Genomic DNA, 24343 nt, shown 5'->3' with positions numbered 1-24343 from the left:
TTCCTGAGCGCGCCGCGCCGGGCGCCCGGCCTTCGGCGCGGGTGGGCTCCGCGCGAGCCGTCGGACTCAGCGAACACTCGGGAAGCTCACAGCGACAGGCCACTCGGGCCTGACACGGTGCGTCCATGAGTGCACACGGGTCGTGCCGGACAACGGTGAGCGATCGGATCGGGGAGGCCGCCGGATGATCGAGGTCAAGGGATTGACCAAGCGGTACGACGAGAAGGTCGCCGTCGACGACCTGAGCTTCACCGTGCAGCCGGGCCGGGTGACCGGATTCCTCGGCCCCAACGGCGCGGGCAAGACCACGACCATGCGGATGATCCTGGGTCTGGACGCCCCGACCTCCGGGGTCGCCACCGTGAGCGGTCGACGGTACGTGGACCTGCCGCGGCCGATGCGGGCGGTGGGCGCGCTCCTGGACGCGAAGGCGGCGCATCCCGGCCGGACCGCGCGCAGTCACCTGGTCTGCCTGGCGCGCAGCAACGGCCTGCCGGCCCGGCGGGCGGGCGAGGTGCTGGAGCGGGTCGGCCTGGAGGAGGTCGCGGGCAAGCGGGTCGGGCAATTCTCGCTCGGCATGAGCCAGCGGCTCGGGATCGCCGCCGCGCTGCTCGGCGACCCCGGGATCCTGATGTTCGACGAACCCGTGAACGGGCTCGACCCGGAGGGCATCCGCTGGATCAGGCAGCTGATGAAGCGGCTCGCCGAGGAGGGCCGCACGGTGCTGGTGTCGAGCCACCTGATGAGCGAGATGGCGCTCACCGCCGACCACTTGATCGTGATCGGTCGCGGCCGACTGGTGGCGGACACCGGCCTGGAGGAGTTCATCGAGCAGAGCTCCACGCGCACCGTGCTGGTGCGCACCCCGTTCGCCGACTACTTCGCCCGGGTGCTGACCGCGAGCGGGGCGAAGGTGCTGATCGACGACACGGGCGCGCTCGTGGTGTCGAACATGGACAGCCTGGAGATCGGTCGGCGCGCCGCGGCCGACGGGGTGCAGTTGGCCGAGTTGACGCCGCAACGGACCTCCCTCGAAGAGGCGTTCATGGAGCTGACCCGGGACAGCGTCGAGTACAACGTGACGGAAGGAGCGGTCCGATGAGCGCCGCGACCGAGACCCGAAAGCGCACGGAGGCGGCCGAGCCGGTCGCCGGGACGCCGCGGTCGTACCGGCTGACGGACGTGCTGTACTCCGAGTGGTCGAAGATCGCCTCGCTGCGGTCCACCGCCTACACCCTGCTGGTGACGATCGCGCTCGGCGTGGGCCTGGCGCTGCTGTTCAGCGCGGCCGGCGCGGCGGAGTTCAAGGACGCGAGCGCGGCCGACCGGCTCGACTTCGACCCGACGGCCACCAGCACCAAGAGCTACATCATCGCCCAGTTGGCCCTGGGCGTCCTCGGCGTCCTCGTGGTCACCTCCGAGTACGCCACCAAAATGATCATGACCAGCATGGTGTCCGTGCCCCGCCGCTCCCGGTTGCTCGGCGCGAAGGCCGTGGTGTTCGCCGGAGTTGCCCTCGCGGTCGGTCAGATCGTCGGGTTCGCGGCCTTCCTCGTCGGCCAACCGATGCTGAAGGGGCAGGAGGCCCCGTACGTGAGCCTGCGCGATCCGGGCGTGCTGCGCGCGGTCTTCGGCTGCGGCCTCTACCTCGCGGCGATCGGCCTGCTCGGGGTCGCGCTCGGCACCCTGCTGCGGGCCACGGCCGGCGCGCTCGCCGTGCTGGTGTCGGTCACCCTGCTGGTGCCGACCCTGGTGACCGCGCTGCCCGGCTCGTGGGAGACCAATGTGCAGAAGTGGTGGCCCACCAACGCGGGCAGCCGGATCATGGCGGTGCGTCGCGATCCGGACCTGCTCGGTCCGTGGGCCGGTTACGCGATGCTGTGCGCGTTCGTCGCGGTGATCCTCGCGTTCGCCTTCGCGGTCTTCCGCGGTCGCGACGGGTAGGGCCCGTCCCCGGGGGCCAGGGTCCCCCGGACAGGGTCGACGGGCGAACCGCGGCCGGACAGGGCTCGGGCAGGCACGCGACGATGGAGGCTGGGGATGACAGGCGGGAACCACGGCGGGCCCGGCCGGCCGCGGGCCGGGGCGGACCTGCTCCTGGTCGTGGAGGACGAACCCACGGTGCGCGAACTGCTGTCCGCGAGCCTGCGCTTCTCCGGCTTCGCGGTCGCGTCCGCGGCCGACGGCGACGAGGCGCTCGCGATCGCCGCGCGGGACCGGCCGGACCTGGTCGTCCTGGACGTGATGCTGCCCGACATGGACGGCTTCGAGGTGCTCCGGCGCCTGCGTGAACAAACCGGCGGGACCGTCCCGGTCCTCTTCCTCACCGCCCGGGACGGCTCCGAGGACAAGATCAACGGACTCTCCCTCGGCGGCGACGACTACGTCACCAAGCCGTTCCAACTCGACGAACTGATCGCCCGGATCCGGGCCATCCTGCGCCGGGTCCGCGGCGAGGCCGCCGGCGAGGGCACGCTGAGCGTCGCCGACCTGGAGGTCGACGTGAACGCGCGCCTGGTCACCCGGGCCGGACAGGCGATCGACCTGTCGCCGACCGAGTTCAAGCTGCTGCGCTACCTGTTGGAACACGTCGACCAGGCCCTGGAGAAGTCCCGCATCCTCAACGACGTGTGGCGCTACGACTTCGGTGGCGACGCGGGCATCGTCGAGTCGTACATCAGCTACCTGCGGCGCAAGGTGGACCACGTCGAGCCGAAGCTGATCCACACCGTGCGCGGGGTGGGGTACGTGCTGCGCAGGCCGCGGCCGTGACCGTCACCAACGCCGACGCGCGGGCCGAGGGCGGGGCCGGCGGGGGCGAGGCGAGCGCCGCACGGGCCGGCGGGAACGCATCCGGTCGCCCGGACGGGACGGCCGGCGCACGACGAGGGGGGCCGCCGCGCCGACTGTCCGGCCTGCCCCGGCGGTGCCGGCGCGCACTCGGCCGCCGCTCACTGCGCGCCCGGGTACTGCTGTTGACCGTGTGCCTGCTCGCGATCGGGCTGTTGACCGGCAACGCGGTCGTGCTCGCGTCGCTGCGCGCGCCCCTGGTGGACCGGGTGGACAGCCAACTGCGGTCCACCGGGCGGCTGATGGCCGGCGTGTCCCCGCAGTTCCTGATCACCTTCCAGCAGGCGCCCGGCCAGGCCCAGTCCCTGCCCCTCGACCTGGTCGGCGACCTGTACATCGCCTACCTCGCCCCGGACGGCCGGATCGAGCAGACCGGCCGCGCCGGCGCCCACCGGAACGGCCCGAACCCGAGGCCGCCCACCCTGGACACCGCCGCGATCACCCGCCGCGCCGGGCGGCCGTTCGACCTGCCGGCCGCGGGCGGCACCAGGTGGCGGGTGCTCGCCCTGCCCCGTACCACCGGCCCCGCCGGCTCCGGCGTGCTGGTCGCGGCCTCGCTCGACGAGGTGGACGCGACCGTGGACCGGGTCCGATGGGTGTGCCTGGTCATCACGGCGGTGACCCTGGCCCTGCTCACCCTGCTCGGCTTCTTCGCGGTCAAGGCCGGGCTGCGCCCACTGCGCCGGATCGAGGAGACGTCCGCGGCCATCGCCGGCGGTGACCTGGCCCGGCGCGTACCGGACACGGCCGCGCCCAACACCGAGATCGGCCGACTGAGCACCGCGCTCAACGGCATGCTCGCGCAGATCGAGACCGCGGTCGCCGCGCGCGCCGCCTCGGAGGCCAGGCTGCGCCGGTTCGTCGCCGACGCGAGCCACGAACTGCGCACCCCACTGACCGGAATCAAGGGCCTGACCGAGCTGTACCGAATGGGCGCCTTGCCCGAACGCGCGGACGTGGACCGCACGATGGACCGGATCGAGCGCGAGTCGACCCGCCTCGGCCGGCTCGTCGAGGACCTGTTGCTACTCGCCCGCCTGGACGAACACGCCGCCGCCGACCCGGGCGCGCTGCGGCTGCGCCCGGAGCCGATGGACCTGCGCTCGCTGGCCGCCGACGCGCTGCACGACCTGCGCGCCCTCGACCCCACCCGGCCGGTCCGGCTCACCGGCCCGGACTGCGGGCCGGTGACCCCGGCCCCGACCATGGGCGACGAGCGCCGACTGCGCCAGGTGGTCAGCAACCTGATCGGCAACGCCGTCACGCACACCCCCGCCGGCACCCCGGTCCGAATCGGGGTCGGCGCCACCGCCGACGGCGTGCTGCTCGAAGTGGCGGACACCGGACCGGGGTTGACCGACGAGCAGGCCCGCCGGGTGTTCGAGCGCTTCTACCGCGTGGACGGCTCGCGCAGCCGAACCACCGGCGCGGGCGCGGGCCTTGGCCTGGCCATCGCCCAATCCCTGACCCAGGCTCACGGCGGCCGTCTGGAGCTGACCACGGCCCCCGACAAGGGGACCACCTTCCGGCTGATCCTGCCCACCCACGTCGGCGATCCGCCGACCTGACGCCGGGTCGCCGCTTCTCCCCCGCCGGCGTCGGCCCAGACGCGGCAACGCCTGCGCGGACGCGCTGCGCCCAACGTGGCCGCCGCCCCGTGATTCGAGGTGGGCGCGGGCGCGCGGTCGAGGCGATGGGCGCGGCCGCACCCGTGTGTCGGTGCCCGGCGGCGACCGGGGAGAATTGGCTGCCGGTCGCCCTGTACCGGCGCAGGGTCGTGCGACACCGGTCGTGACCCGCTTGCCTCTCCCGGAGCCGCACACGTGAAGACCGCCACTGACCTGGGCGCCTTGTTCGACCATCTCACCGCCGCCGAGGCGGTCGCGCTGTTGGCCCGGCTGCCCGCGCCTCGGCGGCACGAGGTGCTGGCCGGGCCGTTGCCGGCCGCCGCGAAGGTCCGGGGCGAGGTCGTGCGCTGGGTGGTCGAGAGTGGCGACGCCGACGACTGCCGTGCCCTGTTGGGCGGGTTCGCTCCGGGGGCGGCCGCCCTGGAGGCGTTGGCGGGCGCGGCCGATCCCGCCGTACGGGTGGCCGTGTACCTCCACCCCGATGCGCCGGCCGCGCTGCGGCGCAGCATGCTCGCGGGCGGTCCGGGTGCCTTGGCCGTGCCGGGCGAGCTGCGCGACGTGCTTTTGGGTACCCGCTCGCGTCACCTGCTCGGCCCGGCATGGGACGCGGCCGATCCGGCCGTCGCCGCGCACGCGGCCCGGCACGTACACGGCCCGCGTCGGCAACCGCCTCCGCAGGCCCCCGAGGACGTGTACGCGTGGCTGCGCATCGCGCTCCCGTCGGCGAACGGCTCCCCCGAGGCGCACGGCCGCGAGCCCGTCTCACGGCGCGTCCCGCGCGAACGACGGGTGCGGGCTCGACTCGCCGCGGTCGCGTTCGAGGCGTGGACGGCCGCGGACTGGGACACCCTGGCGCGGCTGCACGGTGACGCCCCGCTCGATCCGGTCACCGCCCGCTTCCTGATCGGCCATCCCTCGTGCCCTGCGGCCGCCGGCTCGGCTCTGCTCCGCTCGGACACCCGAGTCGGGCAAGCCCAGAAAGTCGTCGCCGGGCTGCGGGCCGGCACGTTCGGCCCGGCCCATCTGTACACGCGGGTCACCCACGCGCCCGCGGTGCTCGCGGTGTTGGAAAGCCCCTGGCTCTGGCAGGTCGTGGGCGAGATACCCGGACTGCGCGAAGCACACGCTGCGCTGCGTGACGCCGTTCGGGCCGAACTCGGCGACGATGCGGGGCGATGGCGGTCCCTACTCGCCTTGCTGCGCGGTGACTTCCCCGGAACGATCCCCGAACTCCTATGCGAGGCAGCCTCGACGGCGCCGCCGGAGCGCCTTCCTGCGCATCCCGGCTCCGGGGCGGTCGACGGTGCGGGGGTCCGGACGGGGGTGGGTGCGGAGGCCGGTGCGGAGGCCGGCGGCTCGCCTTGGGCGTTCCTGCTGTTGCTCGCCGAGCCGGCGCGGCTGCCCTCGATCATCGCCTCGGTCGCGGCCGCCGAGCCCGGTTGGGGCGGTTGCGTCACCGAAGAGATCCTCCGCCTGGGCAAGGGAGTTCGGCTACCCGGTCCGCTGGTCGACGGGTTCGCGGCGGTGGCCGACGAACCGGCCCGCGTCAAGTTCGCCCGGCAGCGCGGCGGCGACCCGGAAACGGCCACCCGGCTGGTCGAGTTGGATGATCCCGTGGTCAACGCCGCGTTGTTGGCCACCCACCGGCTCCCACCCCGGATCTTCCGCCGAGTCCTCTCGGGCACCGCCCACGCCACGGGGCGCGCCGGCACACTGCGGCTCCATCCGTCGACGTTCCGGGACGCGCGGGGACAGTACCAGCCGCGCTTCGCACCCAAGTACCTTGTGCATTCCTGCGATCCGGATCGGATCGCGGAGCTCCTGCGGTCGACGACGGCGTTCTGCGCCGCGTACCAGGCCGCCGGGTGCCGACGCCTGGTGGAGTTGGGCCGGCTCGACCTCGTCGCCGACTTCGTCACCGCACCGGGCGGCCCGCGCGTGGCGCGGCCGCACACCGTCCTCGTGGAAGCGCTCGCCGAATCCCTGGCCGCGGACGACTCCGACGCGGCACACGATGCCCTGCGCGCGCTGTCCGGACGCCTGTTCCTCGCGGACCTCGGTACGCCGAACCTCGGCGACCTGGGCTGCCACCTCGAGATCGAGCCGGCCCTCGACTGGGCCGCCGTCGCCGAGTCGAGGCGCGGGAAGCCGTACCCGCGCGGCGTCGCGCGCATCCTGGCCCAGGCGGACGACCTGCCGAAGGACATCGCACTCGCGCTGCTGGCCGCCGACCCCGACGGCTGCGCACCGACCCTCGCGGCGCGATCGCCGGCACTTGCCCACGCCGCCCTGGACGCCGCCTCGCCGGCCGCCCGGCGGAACGGCTACGGGCCTGCATTCCAAGACCCCGCATGGTGGCCCGAACAGTGCCTGCGCGAGGGCTTGTTCACCGTCGAGGACCTGATCACGCGCGGCCGCCCGATCGGCGCCGTGCTACAGCTGTGCCGGAGACGCCCGACCACCACACGCGGCGCGGACACACACGTCCGCAACCTGATCGATCGTCATGGGCCACTGCCGGTGGACGCGTGGGCGGTCCTCGCCATGCTCATGGAGGACTTCACCGGGACACTCCCCGAGCTGATCGCGACGGCGGAAGCGGCGGCGGCGCCCGGGTGATACCGGGGTGATGCCGGAGTCGGCGCTTCGGGGGTAACGGGACGGCAGTTCGGGTCGCCTTGCGTCGGCTTGCGGCACGTCGCGTCGCGTCGGGCGTGCGGGGCCGCACGGCCAACCGGCGGTACCGCAGCGTCCGATGGAGTGAACTCACGCCTGCCTTCCTGGCTTCGGTGCGATCGAGGCGGTACCCAGAGAGTCGCCGACGGATCTTCCGGTCCGGAGGCGACGACGCGCTGTCCCCACGACCGGCGTACCAACCGGCCCGACCCGCCTCGTACATAGGAGTTCGCCGTGCCCGTACCGACCACGATCGACCACCAAGCCGGCGGTTACAGCCTCGCGCACGCCTACTGGATGGCCCGCGTGTCGGACCTGGCCTACAAGGACGAACCCACCGTCGCCGAGCAGGCGCGCGGCTGGGGGTTCGACCGGGTGCGCCACCATCGCACCGAGTTCGCCCCGCCGTTCCCGCTCCAGGACACCCAGGCCTACACGATCGCCAGTGACCGGATGATCATCACCGCGTTCCGCGGCACGGAGCCGGCGCAGATCCGCGACTGGCTCTCGGACACCAACACCCCGCCGTGGCCGGGCCCCGGCCGAACCGGCTATGTCCACTACGGCTTCGGGGAGGCGCTGGAATCGGTCTTCCCCGCGGTGAAGGACACGCTCGCGGAATTCCGTACCGACGGGCAGACCGTCTGGTTCACCGGCCACAGCCTCGGCGGCGCGCTGGCGATGCTCGCCGGCGCCCGCATGTACCTGGAGGAGCCGCGGCTGCGCGCGGACGGCGTCTACACCTACGGCCAACCCCGCACCTGCGACCGCATGCTCGCGACCGCCTACAACACCGGCTTCAAGCAGCGCATGTACCGCTTCGTCAACAACAACGACGTGGTCCCGCAACTCCCCCCGGAGCCCGCGTACACCCACGTCGACAGCCTCCGGTACATCGACTCCGGCGGCCGGCTCCGCAACACCATGACCACCTTCGGCAGCCTGACCGACCGAGCCAAGGGCATGGCCGCCGACCCCCTCGCCCCAGCCGCCGACGGCATCCGCGACCACTCGATCCACAACTACATCGCCGCTTTGGAAAAAAACCTCGCCTGACCGGAACCCGCTGAACACGCGCGGGTACTCTCCGCGGATGCCTCTGCATCAATACGTCTACTTCGCGCTTCGCAGCGAACGGACCAGCGCGCACGAGATGACCGCGGCGCTGGGTATCGAGCCCGATGAGACGACGGTGCGCGGAAGCCGCATCGCCGAGCCGGCCATACCGGTCTGCCATGGCTGGAAGATCGTGTGTCGAGAGCCGGGCCTGCGGGTCGATGAACAGGTCGCCCACGTCCTGGACCGGCTCCGGCCCCACACGGAACGCATAGCCGCGCTGACGCGAGAACCGGATCGGGAAGGGGAGTCGGGTTCCTCGGCGGTGCTGCAGATCGTGCGCTACTTCAACGCCGTCGAAAGCGCGGTCGAGACGGACCGGCCGAGCACCTCGGAGCGCCCCAATCTCTTCGGCTGGCACCTGGACCGCGACGTACTGGATTTTCTCGCCGCCACCGGCGCGGACCTGGACGTCGACGAGTACGACATGACCCCGAACGACGCACCCGAGCAATGATCCAGGGACGTTCGCCGACCCGTTGAACCTGTCCGTGCCGCATGCGCCCACCAAGAGCCGCGGCGCAGCGATCCACAACCACGCGAACGCGTCCTCGGGCACATGGCCGGCTCGTCACCCACCCGCGTACGCCCCTCGTATCGGCCGTCGGGCCTCGGGGCACTGGGGAGCACGGCGGATGCGGAGCCTGGGCACCCCTCACCGGTGCCCAGGCGGCCACAACCTGATGAGCCGTCAGCCTAGCGGAATTGTCGTTGACACGTGTCGCATGGGTCAGTCCCGAACCAAATCTTGACCTGTTGATTGACGCGGGGGCTTGCGCGTCGGGTAGTTTCGCGGGGCTGTCGGCCCACCACGGGGTCGCGGCGACTCCGCGAGGCGAGTGGTCCGCGGGTTGAAATGGGGGCATTTCCAGATGGTTCAACGCATACTTCGGCGCCTTGCGGGCCCGGTCCTGCTTGCCGTGTTCGCGGCGGTACTCACCGCCGCGCCCGCTCAGGCCGCGCCCGCCCAGGCGCAGACCCGCCAGGTCTCTTCCGCATCGGTGTCGACCGCGCTCACCTCGACCGGCGTGCAGACGGTCGCGGACGCCTCGGGTCGAACCACCTCGCACCGAGCCGCCACCCAGCAGAACCACCCGACGAAGAAGACCAAGTCGAAGAAAAAGAAGAAGGGCTTCTTCAAGAAGGCCGGGAAGTTCATCTTCGGGCTCATCGGCATCATCATTGTCGTGATCATCGTCTTCTTCGTGTGGCGCGCGCTCAAGCGCCGCAACTAGGCGCCCCCTGACATCACCTGGCGTCACCCGGCGTTTCGACGTCACCCCACCCTCACGACGCCACACGCACAGCGCGCCCGGCCCTGTCCCACAGGCCGGGCGCGCTGTCGTTTCTTCGTCGGGTCGCCGCCACCTTCGAGAGCCCGGCCGAGCCGCTCAGAGGTGCCATGCCCGGGTCTTGTCGTGGTCGCGCGTGTCGGCCGACCTTCCCAGAGCCGACATAGTGCCGAGAATCACCGTGATCGCGAGGAAAACCGCAAGGATTGTCATGCCTCAAGAATGCCGGTTGCTTGCACATGCATCGAGTGGCAGGACTGCCTTCTTGGCACAACATCCTGCCAATCCCGCTCGATTGCCGGCATCCTGAGTCCATGCTGCGAAACGTGGTCGTGATCGCCCAGGACGGTGTCGCGCCGTTCGAACTCGGGGTCCTGTGTGAAGTCTTCGGCATCGACCGCAGCGAGGAGGGCTGCCCCGTCTACGACTTCGCGGTCTGCGCGGCGACGCCGGGTCGGGTGCGCACCAAGGTCGGCTACGACCTCTTCGTCGAGCACGGCCTCGACCGCACCGAGCAGGCCGACCTGATCGCGATCCCCGCCGCCGGCGAGCACGACGAGGACGTGGTGACCGACCCCGCGATCCTGGCCGCCCTGCGCGCGGCCGAGGCGCGCGGCGCGTGGATCATGAGCGTGTGCACGGGCGCCTTCACGCTCGCCCGGGCCGGCCTGCTCGACGGCCGCCGCTGCACGTCGCACTGGAAGTACACCGACCGGCTCCGACGCCTGCACCCCGAGGCCCTCGTCGAGCCGGACGTGCTCTACGTCGAGGACCGCCGGGTGATCACCAGCGCCGGCACCGCGTCCGGCATCGACGCGTGCCTGCACCTGGTCCGCCTCGAGGACGGCACCCGCGTGGCCAACGCGATCGCCCGCCGGATGGTCGTCCCGCCGCACCGCGAGGGCGGCCAGGCGCAATACATCGCCCGCCCGCTGCCGGAGCCCACCGACAACCCCATGCGGGTCACGCTCACATGGATGGAGCAAAGCCTCGCCCTGGACCTGACCGTCGACCAGATGGCCGAGCAGGCGCACATGTCGCCGCGCACCTTCGCCCGCAGGTTCCAGCAGGAGACCGGCACGACACCCTATGAATGGCTCACCACGCAACGGGTGCTGCTCGCGCAGGAACTGCTCGAGGAGACCGACCTGCCGATCGACGTGGTCGCCGAGCGCTCGGGCTTCGGCGCCGCCGCGACGCTGCGCCACCACTTCCTGCGCCGCCGCGGGACCACGCCGCAGAACTACCGCAAGACCTTCTGCCCGAAAGGCGCCACCGCATGACCCCGCCGACATCGCCCGCATCGCCCGAATCGCCCACGCCGCCCGCATCGCCCACGCCGCCGATGTCGACGCCGCGGATCCGCCCCGCCCGCCCCGACGACTACGACACGATCGTCGCGGTCCTGGACGCGTGGTGGGGCCGGCCGATGACCGACAAGCTGCCCCGCCTGTTCCTGGACCACTTCCACCCGACCAGCCTGGTCGCCGAGGACGCCGCCGGGCTCGGCGGCTTCCTGATCGGGCTGCTGTCGCCCGCGCGGCCCGACGAGGCGTACATCCACTTCGCCGGCGTCCGACCCGACCTGCGCCGATCGGGTCTCGCCCGCGAACTGTACGAGCGCTTCTTCGCGCTCGCCCGCGCGGACGGACGCAGCGTGGTGCGCGCCGTCACCGGCCCGGTCAACACCGGCTCGATCCGCTACCACACGGCGATGGGCTTCACCGTGCACGGCCCCGTGGCGGACCATGACGGGCCCGGCGCGGACCGGATGCGGTTCGAGCGGCCCCTCGACGTCGGTGGCGCCACGTGAGCGATGTCGGCGGGGCCGCGTAGCGTACGTGCTTGGACGGTCCGGTCCGACGACCGCTTGCCCCTGTACGGGCCGGGCCGTCGTCAGGTGAGCTTGGCCGCGGCGCGCAGCGCGCGCATGATCTTGAACCGGTTCGGGCCGAGCACCATCATCGGGTGGGCGTGCAGCGCGCGTATGGCGTTGCGTTCCGCCCGCACCGCCGCCGACCACTGGCGGGTCAGCTCGGCGTCGAGCCGCCCGGGGTTCTCGCGCGCGAACGTCGTGACGACGTCGGCCGCGTGATCGCGGTCCCGCTGAAGGGCAATCAGCTCAGCCGGGATTTCCGCCGTTTCATACATGCGGATCATCGTAGGTGGCAGAATGCCCTCGACCTAGGACATGTGTGCGTCACACGTGGCGCGAATCCGCCGTGTCGTCCCGCATCGCCGGCTCCGGGTCCGGTGCGCGCTCGCCGCGACCGGCCGCGCAGTAGAGCGTGACCAGGACGCCGAGCGCCGCCGCGCCGAGCAGGATGATCCGGTAGTCGAGCACCGCCAACAGGCCCGCCACCCCGAGGATCGCGAACGCCGTCGGCGCGAACATGATCATCCCGGCCGTCGCGGCGACCCGCCCCACCAACTGCGCCGGCGTCTCGCGCTGGAGCACCGTCAGCGCGGCGACATGGATCGCGGGCAGCCCGAACCCGATCAGCACGGTCCCGCCCAGCACCACGGGCAGCGACGCGAACACCCGCAGCCCCACCCCCACCGCGAACAGCGCCAGGCCGCACACCGCGAACCACTTCGCCCCCAGTCGGCGGATCAGCGCCCCCGCGCACAGCCCGACCGCCACAGACCCGACACCCTGCGCCGTGTACAGCACGCCGGTGAACGCGGGCGAGCGCCCGAGCCCGTCGTCGACCACGGCGTAGATCGCGCCGCCGCTGATCCCGGAGACGACCATCGCGAGGCCGCCCGCGAGCACCAGTCGGCGCAGCGGACGGTGCGCCCACAGGTAGCGGGTGCCCTCGGCGGTGTGCCGCAGCCAACCGGTCTCGACCCTCTCCCGGGCCGGCTGGTCGAAGCGCATCAGCCCGAACAGGCCCGCCGCCAGCACGAAGGTGCCCGCGTCGAGCAGCGCCACGGTGTGCCCGCCCGACCAGGCGAAGAGGCCGGCCCCCACGAGCGGCGCGATCAGTTTCATCCCCTCGGCCGCACTCAGCCGCATCCCGTTGAGGTCGCCCAGGAGCCCCGGCGTGACGCCGGCGCTGAGCGCGGTCGACTCGGCCGCGTCCAGCAGCACGAAGCCGATGCCGTATCCGAGCATCACCAGGAACAGGATCCACACCTGCGCCTGCGACCGAACCGCGAGCGTCGCGGTGAGCAGGACCGCGAGCACGAGGTTGACCACCACGAGCAGTCGCCTCGCCGGCAGCCGGTCCACCACCGCACCGAGCAGGGGACCCAGGAGGGACGGCGCGAACACCCCCAGCGCCATCAGCGCGGCCACGCTGTCCGACCCGGTCAGCGACTTGGCCCACACCCCCGCGACGAGAGCCATCGCGCCGCTGCCGAAGTTGGAGACCACGACGCCGCTCAGGTACAGCCCCGCGTTGCGATCCTTCAGCACCTTCACCGCACCCCACGCCATGCCGTCACCGCGCCCCTCGTTGTCGGCGTCGCTCACGCGCTTGCTGTACTAGCGGCCATGAGCAGCGCCGTCACCCAGTTCGTGCAAGAGGTTGAGCCTATCCGACTCAAGGTCGAGGACGTCCCGGAACTTGAGCCCGGTCGACTCAAGTTCGACGTCTTCGACGTCTTCGAAGGCAAAAGCCCTGATCCGGACGCTTTTCGGGTGTTCGGTGGGTGGCTCGTCGCACAGGCCCTGGCCGCCGCGGGCGGCACCGTCGACGCCGATCGTGTGCCGCACTCGCTGCACACGTCGTTCCTGCGACCCGCCGACGCGACGCTGCCGCTGACCTACGAGGTCACCCGGACCTTGCAGGGGCGGACGCTGAGCCACCGTCAGGTCGACGTGCTGCAGGCGGGCAAGGTCGTCGTGCACCTGGTCGCGTCCTTCCGGGTGGCCCGCCCCGAGACCCCGTTCGACCACGGGCCGGGCATGCCGGCCGTCCCCACCCCCGAAACCCTGCCGACACTGGCCGAGCGGCTGGGGGCGCTGGAGCGGCCGCTGCGCCGCCCGGGGTTCGTCCGACGCAACCCGGTGGACATCCGCTTCGTCGAGCCGCCCACGTGGGCCGACGAGACCTCCACCGCGCGCCCGCCGCACAACGCGCTGTGGTGCCGGGCGGACGGCGAACTCCCGGACAGCCCGCTGCTGCACGCGTGCGCGATCGCGTACGCGACCGACCTGACCATCCTGGACACACTGGTCCTGCCGCACGCGGCGACGCTCGGCCCGCGGTGGATCCCGCGCGCCAGCCTGGACCACGCGATCCGCTTCCACCGCCCCTTCCGCGCGGACCGGTGGTGGCTGTACGACCAGGAGGGCACGACGCTGCACGCGGCGCACGGCACGGTGCACGGTCGGCTGTTCGACGCGACGGGCACGCTGTTTGCGACGGTGAGTCAGGAGGCACTGTTCGGCGAACCGGTGGAACACCGGTAGCCCGCACATTCAGCCGAGGGAGTTCGCATGGTGCAGGTCGGAAAGGTGTCGTTGAACGTCAGCGACCAGGACGCGGCGAAGCGCTTCTGGGTCGAGAAGATGGGCTTCGAAGAGGTCATGGACACGCCGATGGGCGAGGCCGGCAGCCCGCGCTGGATCGAGGTCCGCGCACCGGGCGACGGCATCACGCTGATCCTGTTCAGCCACGTGTTCGACGTGGAGAAGGTCGGCTCGCTGAACAACGTGTTGTTCACCTGCGACGACATCCGGCGCACCTACAACGAGCTGAGCGCCAAGGGCATCGACTTCCCGGACAAGCCCGCGCAGCAGGAATGGGGCTGGTGGGCGACCTTCCGCGACAACGAGGGCAATTTCTACGGATTGACCCAACGCAACCCCTGAGGTCCCGTTCCACCGGGATCGCAACACCGCCACAATGCCGCCATGACCGAGCGGATCGACGGCATCGACGCGACCTGGTTCCTGGGCGACGACGCGATCGTGATCCGGTACGGGCGCGGGCGGCACGTACCCGAGTTGTTCGACGCCCTCGGCCGGGTCACCGTCCCGCACGCGGCGATCGCGCGGGTTCGGACCGGCCCCGGCCTCGCGCCCGGTACCACCGCGCTCCGGCTCGATCTGCGCGAGGGGGCGTGCCCGCTGCTGGACGCGGCGGCGAACCGACTGGGCGAGAGCGTGTACCCGTACCGGCTGACGCTGCCCGCCGGCCGGCCCGGCCTGAGCACGGAGCACCGGGCGGCGCTCGCCCGGGTCGCGACCACGCCCGGACCGGCTCCGCGCTACCTGGTGGCGGCTCCGTCCGCACGGGCCCGGTTGCGCGGGTTCGACGGCGAGATGGCGTTCGACGGGCGCACGGTGGCGCTGCACTGGTACTGGACGGGGGCCTCGCCCGCGAAGCTGCGGGTCGGCGACGTGCGGCTGCCGCTGGCCGGCCTGGTCGGCGTCGAATGGCAGTCGAGCACGCCGCTCTCGGGCCACCTGCGGGTGCTGCGCGCGGACGAGCCCGCTCCCCCGCCGCCCGAGCGCGACCCGGGCTCGATCGTGTTCGGCGCGGGCTACGGGCTCGCGCACGAATCGCTGCCGTTCGCCGCGGCCCTCGCGGCGGCGATCGCCGAGCGGCGCGCCGAGAGCGCCGCGACCTCCGCGACCTCCGCGGCCGGCACGGCCACCGAGCGCGCGGCGGATGCCGCGGGCGCCCCGGGGCCCCGGGACACCGCGGACGCCCCGACCGAGCTGTGATCTTGGACCCTTGGGCCGCCCCGGGAGCCGTGCCCCTCGATTCCTGTGCGGCGTTGGGATATCCACGGGTGTCATGGCGGACAAGCTGCTTCTCGACTACGACGGCCCGATCGCGACGATCACCAACAACAATCCGGACAAGCACAACGCGTTCGACGACGAGATGGATCGACTGCTATGGCAGATCCTCGGCGAACTGCGGCAGCGGCCCGAGGTCCGGGCGGTGATCTGGCGGGCCGAGGGCAAGTCCTTCTCGTCCGGCCGTGACGTGTCCTCGATCGGTGGGCACAAGGTCGAGTTGACGCACCATCAGCTGATGACCCGAGGCCATCGCGGCGTGCAGCAACTGTTCGAGCTCGACGCACCGGTCCTGGTCGCCTGCAAGGGCTGGTCGATCGGCGCGTCGTTCCAGCGCGCGCTGCTGTGCGACATCCGGGTCGCGGCCGAGGGGGCCCGGTTCATGCTGCCGGAGACCACGCACGGGGTGATCCCGGACACGGGCGGCGTGGGCCGGCTGTTCCAGATCTGCGGCCACGGGGTGGCGGCCGACCTCGTACTGACCGGCCGCGCGATGGACGCCGCCGAGGCGTACGCGCACGGCGTCGTGTCCCGCGTGGTGCCCGCCGCCGAACTGGACGCGACCGTGCGCGAGATGGCCGAGAAGATCGCCGCCGCGCCGGCCGTGACGATCAAGATGGCCAGGCGCGTGCTCGGCCACCTCGCCGAGCCCGCCGTGCGCACCTCGATGGCCGAGGAGCTGATCGCGCAGACCTTCGTCAACAAGTCGGACGACTACGCCGAGTTCCGCGCCGCGCGAGCGGAACAGCGGCCGGCCCACTACACCGGGAGCTGACCCCATGACCGACGCATCCGAGGCATCCGAGGCATCCGAGGCCAACGACGGCATCATCGGCCTGCCCGAGCCGCCGGCACTCGGCGCGAGCGCGCTGCCCGCCGGCACCTACGCCGGCCGCACGGTGTTCGTCACCGGCGGCGGCACCGGGCTCGGCAAGGCGATCGCGACAGAGTTCGGCCGACTCGGCGCCAACCTGGTGGTCGCCAGCCGCAAGGAGGACCACCTCAAGGCGGCCCGAGAGGCGCTGGAGGAGACCGGGGCGCGGGTCCGCACGGTCGAGTGCGACATCCGCGAACCCGATCGAATCGCGGCGGCGTTCGACGCCGCCGAGGAGGCATTCGGGCTCCCGGACGTCCTGATCAACAACGCCGCGGCGAACTTCCCGGTCCCGGCCGAGGAGATGTCCCCGAACGCGTGGCGCACCGTCGTGGACATCACGCTCAACGGCACCTACTTCTGCGCGCGCGAGTTCGCCCGCCGGCACCTGGCCACCGGTACGCCCGGCTCGATCGTCAACATCGGCGCCTCCTACGCCTGGACCGGCGGCCCGGGCTTCGCGCACAGCGCGGCGGCCAAGGCCGGCGTCAAGAACATGGTCGAGACCCTCGCCGTCGAGTGGGGACCGTACGGGATCCAGATCAACGGCCTGGTCCCGGGCCTGTTCCCGCACGAGGACATGACCGCCGACATCAAGGGCAACCTCGCCGGCACCCACGACAAGGACCCGTGCCAGCCGGCCATGCGGGTCGGCCGGCTGCGCGAACTCGGGTGGGCGGCCACGTTCCTCGCGTCGCCGTACGCGCGCTTCGTGTCCGGCCACACGCTGGTCGTGGACGGCGCCAACTGGCAGCGCCGGAGCCTGGTCAACCCGCCGGTGGTGACGGTGCGCCAACAGATGGGCAAGGGCCCGTTCGAGACGCCGTGAACCGGCCGTGAACCGCCGCGCGCCGGCCACGAGCCGGCTGCGGGCGGGCCGTGGGCGAGCCGTGAGCGGGCGACCGGCGTGAATCCGCTCCACTCCAGGGCATAAATCCCTGATATTCCAGCACAAAAAGGGACAATACGAAGGTCGGGTCGGTCGCGGCTTCCCGGAGCGACCGACCCGACGCCGTGCCCGTCGTCGCCCAGTGACTCGGAGTCCCGCCATGCCCGACCGGCGCCTGCCCTTCCGCGCCCGCAGACACGGCGGCGCACAGGAACCGCCCGAGCGCTCGATGGACCCGCGCGCCGGCGACACCCCCGAGTCCCCGCCCGTCGAGCGCAGCCTGATCGACGCGGCGATCTACGTGCGCGGCGTCCGGGTCGCGTCGCCGACCACACTCGCCGCCACCTACCGCGAGCTGCACGACCGCCCCGGCGCGATGGCCTGGATCGGGCTCTACCGCCCCTCCGAGAGCCAACTGTTGTCCGCCGCCGAGGAATTCGGCCTGCACGCGCTCGCGATCGAGGACGCGATCGTGGCCCACCAGCGGCCCAAGCTCGAACGCTACGGCGAGACCCTGTTCGTCGTGCTGCGCGCGGCCCGCTACCTCGACGACCTGGAGGAGGTCGACTTCGGCGAGCTGCACGTGTTCCTGGGCCACAACTTCGTGGTGACCGTGCGGCACGCGGAGTCCCCCGACCTGTCCGCCGTCCGCCGCTGGGCCGAGGACCGGCCCGAACTCCTGCGCCAGGGGCCGGAGGGGGTGCTGTACGCGATCCTGGACAGCGTCGTGGACGACTACGCCCCCGTCGTGGGCGGGCTACAGAACGACATCGACGAGATCGAGGCCGAGGTCTTCCTCGGCGCCCCCAACGTGTCCCGGCGGATCTACGAACTCTCCCGCGAGGTGATCGAGTTCCAGCGCGCCACGCGCCCGCTGCTGCGCATGCTCGCCGACCTGACGTCGGGCTTCGACAAGTACCACGTGGACGAGGAACTGCGCCGCTACCTGCGCGACGTCGAGGACCACGCGACGATCGCCGTCGAACGCGTCGCGGGCTTCCGGCAGATGCTCGAAGGCATCATGCGGGTCAACGCGATCGTGGTGACGCAGTCCCAGAACGAGGAGATGAAGCAGCTGACGGCGGCCAGCAACGCGCAGAACGAGGAGGTCAAGAAGATCTCCGCGTACGCCGCGATCCTGTTCGCGCCGACCCTGATCGGGACCGTGTACGGGATGAACTTCGACGACATGCCCGAACTGCACTGGGCCTACGGCTACCCCTTCGCGGTCGGCCTGATGGTCCTGGTCTGTGTCGTCCTGTACCTGATCTTCAAGCGCCGAAACTGGCTCTGACCGGCGGTTCGCCGGGGTTCGCCCGCCGCGACCGAGGTCCCCGAGTCGGCGCGACCGCGAGCCCACGCGCAATCCTGACGCAAACTGTCAGGTACATGGTCGAGGATCTTTCTTGTCAGGACGACGACCTGACGACCTGACGACGAATCAAGGAGAAGCACCATGGCGAACATCGTTCTCGTCCCCGGTTTCTGGCTCGGCGCGTGGGCGTGGGACAAGGTCGCCGAGTCGCTGCGCGCGGCCGGGCACGACGTCCTCGCGGTGACCCTGCCGGGCCTGGAGGCCGACCGCACCGACGGCGCGGGCATCGACCTCGCGGCGCAGACGCGGTTCCTGGTCGACGAGATCACCACCCGCGATCTGACCGACGTGGTCCTGGTCGGCCACTCGGGCGGCGCCTTCGCCGCGTACGAGACGCTGGACCGGATTCCGGCGCGGATCGCCCGGATCGTCTACGTGGACGCGGGCCCGGTGGCCAACGGGACGAGCCTGCTCGACACGCTCGAACCCGCCCAGCACGCCGTCATCGAGGCCGAACTGGCCGAGCGCGGCGACGGCCGCTACACCTACCCGTTCGACCCGACGGCGGACCCCGAGATGCTCGACGGTCTCTCCCCCGCCGACCTCGCGACGCTGCGCGCCCGCGCGGTGCCGCAGCCGTACGGCGTCGCCGCGAGCGCGATCCGGGTCGGCGACGAGGCCCGCCTCAAGGTGCCGGCCCACCTGATCACCTGCATGTTCCCGGCCGAGCAGGTCGAGGCCATGCTCGCGGCGGAGCACCCCTTCCTCGCCGAGTTCGCCGCGGCCGAGCGCGGCGGCGTGCACGGGCTGCCGACCGGCCACTGGCCGATGTTCTCGCGGCCGGCCGACCTGGCCGTGCTGCTCGCCGAGATCGCGGGCTGACCGGCCGAACCGGGGTGGGCCCAGGCCCACCCCGGTTCGGGGTACCACCCCAGAGACCTGCGCGGTCGTCGCCCGACACACTGGTGGCACAGGCAGCGCAAGGTACATCAACGGGAGGAACCTGATGAGCACGATCACCCCGGAAAGAACCGAGCCACCGGCCACCGGTTCTCGGGTCGGCCGGGCTCTGCTCGCCGCCTTTCGCGGCTTCTCGATGGTCTTTCTTTCCCCACCGGCGCTCGCCCTGTTCATCTGCTGCGTCGTGTTCATGGTGCTCGTGCCGTTCGGCATCGGCCTGCTGGTCTTCGTTCCGCTGATGCTGCTGCTGCGGGCCACCGCCGGGCTGACCCGCAAGGCGATGGGCTCCTGGGCGGGCGTCCCGATCGCGAGTCCCTACCGAGACCTGCCCAGGGGCAAGGGCGTCACCGCGCTGTGGCAGCGCACCCGCCGGATGCTCGGCGAGGCGGCCACCTGGCGCGACCTGCTGTGGGCGCTGCTGTACCTGCCGTCCACCCTGCTCACCGCATGCGTCCCGATGTTCTTGATCATAAACGGGCTGCACGGCGTCCTGATGCCGTTCCTGTGGGAGGTGGCCTACAAGCACGTCGACGACGCGCAGTGGTACACGTTCATCAAGGTCGACAGTGTGGTGCGGGCCGGGCTCGCGGCGCCGTGGGGACTGATCCAGACCATCGTCGGCATCGCGATCGCGCCGTGGTTCCTGCGGGTCACCGCGCTGTGGCACAAGTCCCTGCTCGCCCCCACCAAGGAGGCCGAACTGGCCCTGCGCGTGCAGCACCTGACGGAGAGTCGGACCGACGCGGTGGACGCCTCGGCGGCCGAACTGCGGCGGATCGAGCGCGACCTGCACGACGGCGCACAGGCCCGCCTGGTCGCGATGGGCATGAACCTGGGCGCCGCCGAGGCGCTGCTGACCACCGACCCCGAGGCGGCCCGCGTACTGCTCGCCGAGACCCGGGCCGCGTCCGCGAAGGCCCTGCACGAACTCCGCGACCTGGTCCGCGGCATCCACCCGCCGGTGCTGTCCGACCGCGGCCTCGGCGACGCGGTCCGCGCGGTGGCCCTGGAGAGCCCGCTCGACGTCAACGTCAACGTCGACCTCCCGGCCCGCCCCGAACTCCCGCTCGAATCGGCCGCCTACTTCGCGGTCACCGAGGTCCTCACCAACGCCGCCAAGCACTCCGGCGGCCGGCACGTACAGATCGACCTGGCCTACCTCGACCGCAAGCTCCGCATCACGGTCACCGACGACGGTGTCGGCGGCGCCGACCTGATGAAGGGCACCGGCCTGCGCGGCATCGAACGCCGCCTCGACGTCTTCGACGGCACGCTGGACCTGCACTCCCCCGTGGGCGGCCCGACCACGGTGACGATGGAACTGCCCTGCGACCTGACGGCCGAGGACAAGACCCGCCACCCCTACATGCACAACCGGGACTGACCGACCCGTGCCCGCCGCAACGGCAACGGCCCCGGCCCTCCCGATCGGGAGACCGGGGCCGTTGCCGTGTCCCCGCCACCCCGTACCCGTCGTCCGGCGTCCGGCGTCCGGCGTCCGGCGTCCATCGACCGGTGGACACCGGGTTCCACCGACCGAGCCTTTCGGCGACGGCGACCCGGCGACCAGCATCCATGTCATGAAGAACTTCCCTGTGCGCGTTGCCGGTTGGAGCGCCCGGCACCCCTGGCGCGCGATCGCCGGCTGGTTCCTGTTCGTCGCGCTGTGCCTGGGCACGGGAATGGCGGTCGGCGGCCACCCCGCGACTGCGGCGGACTTCCGCATCGGTGAGGCCGGCCGGGCCGAGGCGATGGCGACCGAGGGCGACCTCCAGCAGAAGCCGGTGGAACGCGTGCTGATCTCGGCGCGACCCGGCACCGGCCGCCTGGACCCGGCCGCGGCCGACGCCGCCGCCCTGGACATCGCCGCCCGGATGGCGAAGCTGCCCGAAGTCCGGTCCGTGGCCCCTCCGGTGCGCTCCGCCGACGGCAGTGCCCTCCGGGTCGACGTGACCATGAGGGGCGACGAACTCGACGGCAGGAAGCACGTCGGCCCGCTGTCGGCGCAGACCGCCGAGGTGCGCGCGGGCCACCCCGGGGTGTGGGTGGAGGAGACCGGCGGCCCCTCGATCAGCAAGGGCGTCGACAAGCTGCGCGGCGACGATCTCGCCCGCACCGAGACGATCGCGCTGCCGATCACCCTGATCGTGCTGCTGATCGTCTTCCGCTCCGCGGCGATGGCCACCGTGCCACTGCTGCTCGCGTTGTCCTCGATCGCCGCGTCCATCGGCCTGTCGACGCTTGCCTCGCACCTGTTCCCGGACAACGGCGTCGGCACCAACATCATCCTGCTGATCGGCCTGGCGGTCGGCGTCGACTACACGCTCTTCTACCTCAAGCGCGAGCGGGAGGAACGGGCCCGCTCCGGCGGCCGGCTCGACTCGCCGGCCCTGGTGGACCTGGCCGCCGCCACCTCGGGGCGGGCCGTCGTGGTCTCCGGACTCGCCGTCGCAGCCTCCAGCGCCACGCTGTACCTGGCGGACGACGTGATCTTCTCCTCGATCGCCACCGCCGCGATCGTGGTCACCCTGGTCGCCGTGCTCAGCTCGCTGACCGCGCTGCCCGCACTGCTGGTCAAGATCGGCTCGGCGGCCGAGCGCCGGGCCGAGCGCAAGACCGCCCGCGCGGCCCGGCAGGGCAGGCCGGTCACGCCGGCGAGCCCGCCGAAGTCCGGCCCCGGCCGGTTCACCGCCGCCGTGCTGCGCACCACGAGCAGGCACCCCGCCGGCACCCTGACCCTCGCCGTGTTCGCCATGCTGGCCCTGGCCGCCCCGCTCTCGGGCCTCAACCTGACCGACATGGGCCGCGACACCCACTCCCGTGACGTCGCCGCCATGCGCACGTACGACCGGCTGAACACGGCGTTCCCGGAGCTGAAGGCCATGCACCAGGTCGTTGTCCGCGCCGACCCCGCCCGCGCGGACGAGGTGGCCGCCGCGCTGCGCGACCTCGGCACGCGCGCCGAGACCGACCCGGCCCTCGCCGGCACCTCGCGGCTGTACACCTCTCCGGACCACCGGATCAGCCTGCTGGAACTGCCGGTACCGCACCACGTGAGCACCGACGCGGCGCAGGCATCCCTGGATCGGATCCGCGACGACCACCTGCCGGCCACGGTCGGCCGGCTGACCGGTGTCGAGAGTGCGGTGACCGGCGACGTGGCCCGCTCCGCCGACTACCCCGAGCACCAGAAGCAAAAGCTGCCGCTGATCATCGGGGCCCTGCTCCTGGTGACCTTCGCGATGACGGTATGGGCCTTCCGTTCGGTGGTCCTGGGCCTGATCGGCGTGCTGCTGAACCTGCTCTCGGCCGGCGCCTCGCTCGGCCTGCTGGTACTGGTCTTCCAGGGCGACCGGGCCGAGGGGCTGCTCGACTTCGACTCCACCGGCTCGATCGGCTCCCGGGTGCCACTGCTGCTGTTCGTGATCCTGTTCGGCCTGTCGATGGACTACCAGGTGTTCGTGATCAGTCGGATCAGGGAGGCCGCGCTGCGCGGCGTGCCCACCCGCGAGGCGGTACTCGACGGCATCGGCAACTCGGCCGGCGTGGTCACCAGCGCCGCCGTGGTGATGGTGACCGTGTTCGGCAGTTTCGTCGGCCTGCACCTCATCGAGATGAAGCAGATGGGTTTCAGCCTGGCGACGGCGGTGCTGCTCGACGCCTTCGTGATCCGGATCGTCATCCTGCCCGCGCTCATGTTGCTGCTGGGCGTGGGCAGTTGGTGGCCGTCGCGGACCATGGGGCGGGCGCAGCGCACCGTCCCCGCCGTCGAACACCCGGTAAAAGTAGGCTGATCGACATGAATCAACGGCCGCAGCCCCACGACGGGGCCCGGATCCGAACGCTGCGCCGCTGCTACGCCGGCACGTGGGTGCTCCTGGGCCTGTGCCCGCCGGTCATCGGCGGGCTGAACGAGCCCGGCGCGGCCAAGTACTGGGTGTCGGCGCTGTCGGTCGTGCTCGCGCTGTGCTACGCGGTCGTGGAATGGTTCCCTCGCAATCCGGTGCTGCGCCCGCACACCTTCCTGTACGTGCTGGTCCTGGGTCTGGGCGTGATCTCCGGCCTGCGCGGCGCGAGCGCGACGCTGTTCATCGCGACACTCCCGCAGTTCTGGATCTTCGCCGGGCGCCCGCGCACCGCGATCGCCTTCAGCGGTCTGGCCGCCGCGACCGCGATGGCCGGGGCCGCCGCCGGACAGGGCCGGCACGCCGAGTTCCTCACCGGCAACGTCGTCTTCACGCTCGTCGGTTGTGTGGCAAGCGTCCTGCTCGGGCTCGGGGTGCGCCGGGTCGTCGAGCAGAGTCACGAGCGGGCCCACCGGCTGGGCGTCGAGCTGGAGCAGGCTCAACTGCGGCTGGCCGAGGCACACCAGCGCCAGGGCGCGGCGGACGAGCGCGAACGGCTCGCCCGGGAGATCCACGACACCCTGGCCCAGGGCTTCGCGTCCATCATCGTGTTGGCCGAGGCGGCCCGCGCCGGCCTGGACACCGATCCGGCGGAGAGCGGGCGGCAGTTGCGCTCGATCGAGCACACCGCCCGGGAGAACTTCGCCGAGGCGCGGGTGCTCGTCGGCTCCGCGCCGCAGAGCGGGGTCGTCCCCGGCTCGGTGGCCCGCACCCTGCGCCGGACCCTGGACCGGTTCACCGAGGACACCGGGCTCACCATCAGCGCGGAGCTGCCGGACGTCGAGTGCGACCAGCAGACCCGGATCGCGCTCCTGCGCTGCACTCAGGAGTCGCTGGCGAACGTGCGCAAGCACGCGAGCGCCTCGACGGTGGGTGTGGTCCTGGCGCCGCTCCCCTACGGCGTCGAACTGGAGATCACCGACGACGGCCGCGGCTTCGTGGTCGAGGAGTCCCGCGGCTTCGGCCTCGACGGCATGCGCAGGCGCCTGGCCGAACTCGGCGGCGAGCTCACCGTCACCAGCTCGATCGGCGACGGCACGCGCGTGCTCGCCATGGTCCCCACGAACGGTCGGGTGTGAC

Annotated in this window: 22 protein-coding genes; 20 read left to right on the top strand and 2 right to left on the bottom strand. The window is 72.0% G+C overall.

The features are described 5' to 3' along the window. The first annotated feature begins 184 nt into the window (after positions 1 to 184). The 10 genes from OG928_RS31635 (at position 185) to OG928_RS31590 (ending at position 11375) form a co-directional block, all read left to right on the top strand. Positions 185 to 1102, top strand: coding sequence for an ABC transporter ATP-binding protein (locus OG928_RS31635; protein WP_406290146.1), 918 nt, complete (start codon positions 185 to 187; stop codon positions 1100 to 1102). After that, a complete protein-coding gene (locus tag OG928_RS31630; RefSeq protein WP_406290144.1) occupies positions 1099 to 1944 on the top strand; it encodes an ABC transporter permease in 846 nt (281 codons plus the stop codon). Before OG928_RS31635 ends, OG928_RS31630 begins: the two co-directional genes overlap by 4 nt. 96 nt (positions 1945 to 2040) lie before the next feature. After that, the gene (locus OG928_RS31625; RefSeq protein WP_406290142.1) at positions 2041 to 2772 is read left to right on the top strand and encodes a response regulator transcription factor; all 732 of its coding nucleotides are present in this window, start codon (positions 2041 to 2043) and stop codon (positions 2770 to 2772) included. After that, positions 2769 to 4418: an ATP-binding protein gene (locus tag OG928_RS31620; protein ID WP_406290140.1), complete on the top strand. Its 1650-nt coding sequence runs from the start codon at positions 2769 to 2771 to the stop codon at positions 4416 to 4418. Before OG928_RS31625 ends, OG928_RS31620 begins: the two co-directional genes overlap by 4 nt. A gap of 255 nt (positions 4419 to 4673) precedes the next feature. After that, positions 4674 to 7097: a hypothetical protein gene (locus OG928_RS31615; protein WP_406290138.1), complete on the top strand. Its 2424-nt coding sequence runs from the start codon at positions 4674 to 4676 to the stop codon at positions 7095 to 7097. A gap of 291 nt (positions 7098 to 7388) precedes the next feature. Further along, the gene (locus tag OG928_RS31610; RefSeq protein WP_406290137.1) at positions 7389 to 8210 is read left to right on the top strand and encodes a lipase family protein; all 822 of its coding nucleotides are present in this window, start codon (positions 7389 to 7391) and stop codon (positions 8208 to 8210) included. Positions 8211 to 8247: 37 nt separating this feature from the next. Beyond that, positions 8248 to 8727 carry a DUF4279 domain-containing protein gene (locus tag OG928_RS31605; protein WP_406290135.1) on the top strand — a complete coding sequence of 160 codons (480 nt, stop codon included), beginning with the start codon at positions 8248 to 8250 and terminating at the stop codon, positions 8725 to 8727. Positions 8728 to 9142: 415 nt separating this feature from the next. Further along, a complete protein-coding gene (locus tag OG928_RS31600; RefSeq protein WP_406290133.1) occupies positions 9143 to 9505 on the top strand; it encodes a hypothetical protein in 363 nt (120 codons plus the stop codon). A 371-nt stretch (positions 9506 to 9876) separates the two neighbouring features. Beyond that, positions 9877 to 10845 (top strand): helix-turn-helix domain-containing protein, encoded by a 969-nt coding sequence (locus OG928_RS31595; protein WP_406290131.1) that lies wholly within the window; start codon positions 9877 to 9879, stop codon positions 10843 to 10845. Further along, a complete protein-coding gene (locus OG928_RS31590; protein WP_406290129.1) occupies positions 10842 to 11375 on the top strand; it encodes a GNAT family N-acetyltransferase in 534 nt (177 codons plus the stop codon). The genes OG928_RS31595 and OG928_RS31590 overlap by 4 nt, the downstream gene beginning before the upstream one ends. 83 nt (positions 11376 to 11458) lie before the next feature. Here the strand turns inward: OG928_RS31590 and OG928_RS31585 are convergent, their stop codons facing one another. Both OG928_RS31585 and OG928_RS31580 read right to left on the bottom strand, forming a co-directional pair. Continuing rightward, positions 11459 to 11713, bottom strand: a complete 255-nt coding sequence (locus OG928_RS31585; RefSeq protein ID WP_406290127.1) for a hypothetical protein — start codon at positions 11711 to 11713, stop codon at positions 11459 to 11461. Positions 11714 to 11762: 49 nt separating this feature from the next. Further along, positions 11763 to 13040: an MFS transporter gene (locus OG928_RS31580; protein ID WP_406290126.1), complete on the bottom strand. Its 1278-nt coding sequence runs from the start codon at positions 13038 to 13040 to the stop codon at positions 11763 to 11765. A gap of 21 nt (positions 13041 to 13061) precedes the next feature. On the opposite strand from OG928_RS31580, the gene OG928_RS31575 reads away from it, so the two are divergent. The 10 genes from OG928_RS31575 (at position 13062) to OG928_RS31530 (ending at position 24342) form a co-directional block, all read left to right on the top strand. Continuing rightward, complete coding sequence (locus OG928_RS31575) at positions 13062 to 13982, top strand: acyl-CoA thioesterase (protein ID WP_406290124.1); 921 nt, start codon at positions 13062 to 13064, stop codon at positions 13980 to 13982. A 27-nt stretch (positions 13983 to 14009) separates the two neighbouring features. Continuing rightward, a complete protein-coding gene (locus OG928_RS31570) occupies positions 14010 to 14384 on the top strand; it encodes a VOC family protein (protein WP_406290122.1) in 375 nt (124 codons plus the stop codon). 42 nt (positions 14385 to 14426) lie between these two features. Continuing rightward, complete coding sequence (locus OG928_RS31565) at positions 14427 to 15242, top strand: DUF4429 domain-containing protein (protein WP_406290121.1); 816 nt, start codon at positions 14427 to 14429, stop codon at positions 15240 to 15242. Positions 15243 to 15315: 73 nt separating this feature from the next. Further along, complete coding sequence (locus OG928_RS31560; RefSeq protein WP_406290119.1) at positions 15316 to 16095, top strand: enoyl-CoA hydratase/isomerase family protein; 780 nt, start codon at positions 15316 to 15318, stop codon at positions 16093 to 16095. Positions 16096 to 16099: 4 nt separating this feature from the next. After that, positions 16100 to 17023, top strand: a complete 924-nt coding sequence (locus OG928_RS31555; RefSeq protein WP_406290117.1) for an SDR family oxidoreductase — start codon at positions 16100 to 16102, stop codon at positions 17021 to 17023. Positions 17024 to 17243: 220 nt separating this feature from the next. Next, complete coding sequence (locus OG928_RS31550) at positions 17244 to 18377, top strand: magnesium and cobalt transport protein CorA (RefSeq protein WP_406290115.1); 1134 nt, start codon at positions 17244 to 17246, stop codon at positions 18375 to 18377. A 162-nt stretch (positions 18378 to 18539) separates the two neighbouring features. Continuing rightward, positions 18540 to 19280: an alpha/beta fold hydrolase gene (locus OG928_RS31545; RefSeq protein WP_406290112.1), complete on the top strand. Its 741-nt coding sequence runs from the start codon at positions 18540 to 18542 to the stop codon at positions 19278 to 19280. Positions 19281 to 19404: 124 nt separating this feature from the next. Then, positions 19405 to 20742 (top strand): sensor histidine kinase, encoded by a 1338-nt coding sequence (locus OG928_RS31540; protein ID WP_406290110.1) that lies wholly within the window; start codon positions 19405 to 19407, stop codon positions 20740 to 20742. A 196-nt stretch (positions 20743 to 20938) separates the two neighbouring features. Beyond that, positions 20939 to 23152, top strand: a complete 2214-nt coding sequence (locus OG928_RS31535; RefSeq protein WP_406290107.1) for an MMPL family transporter — start codon at positions 20939 to 20941, stop codon at positions 23150 to 23152. A gap of 5 nt (positions 23153 to 23157) precedes the next feature. After that, a complete protein-coding gene (locus OG928_RS31530) occupies positions 23158 to 24342 on the top strand; it encodes a sensor histidine kinase (RefSeq protein WP_406290104.1) in 1185 nt (394 codons plus the stop codon). The last annotated feature ends 1 nt before the right edge of the window (position 24343 follow it).

Origin of the sequence: Embleya sp. NBC_00896 (assembly GCF_045207785.1) — a bacterium.
Classification (GTDB): domain Bacteria; phylum Actinomycetota; class Actinomycetes; order Streptomycetales; family Streptomycetaceae; genus Embleya.
This window is presented reverse-complemented; position numbering and strand designations above follow the sequence as displayed.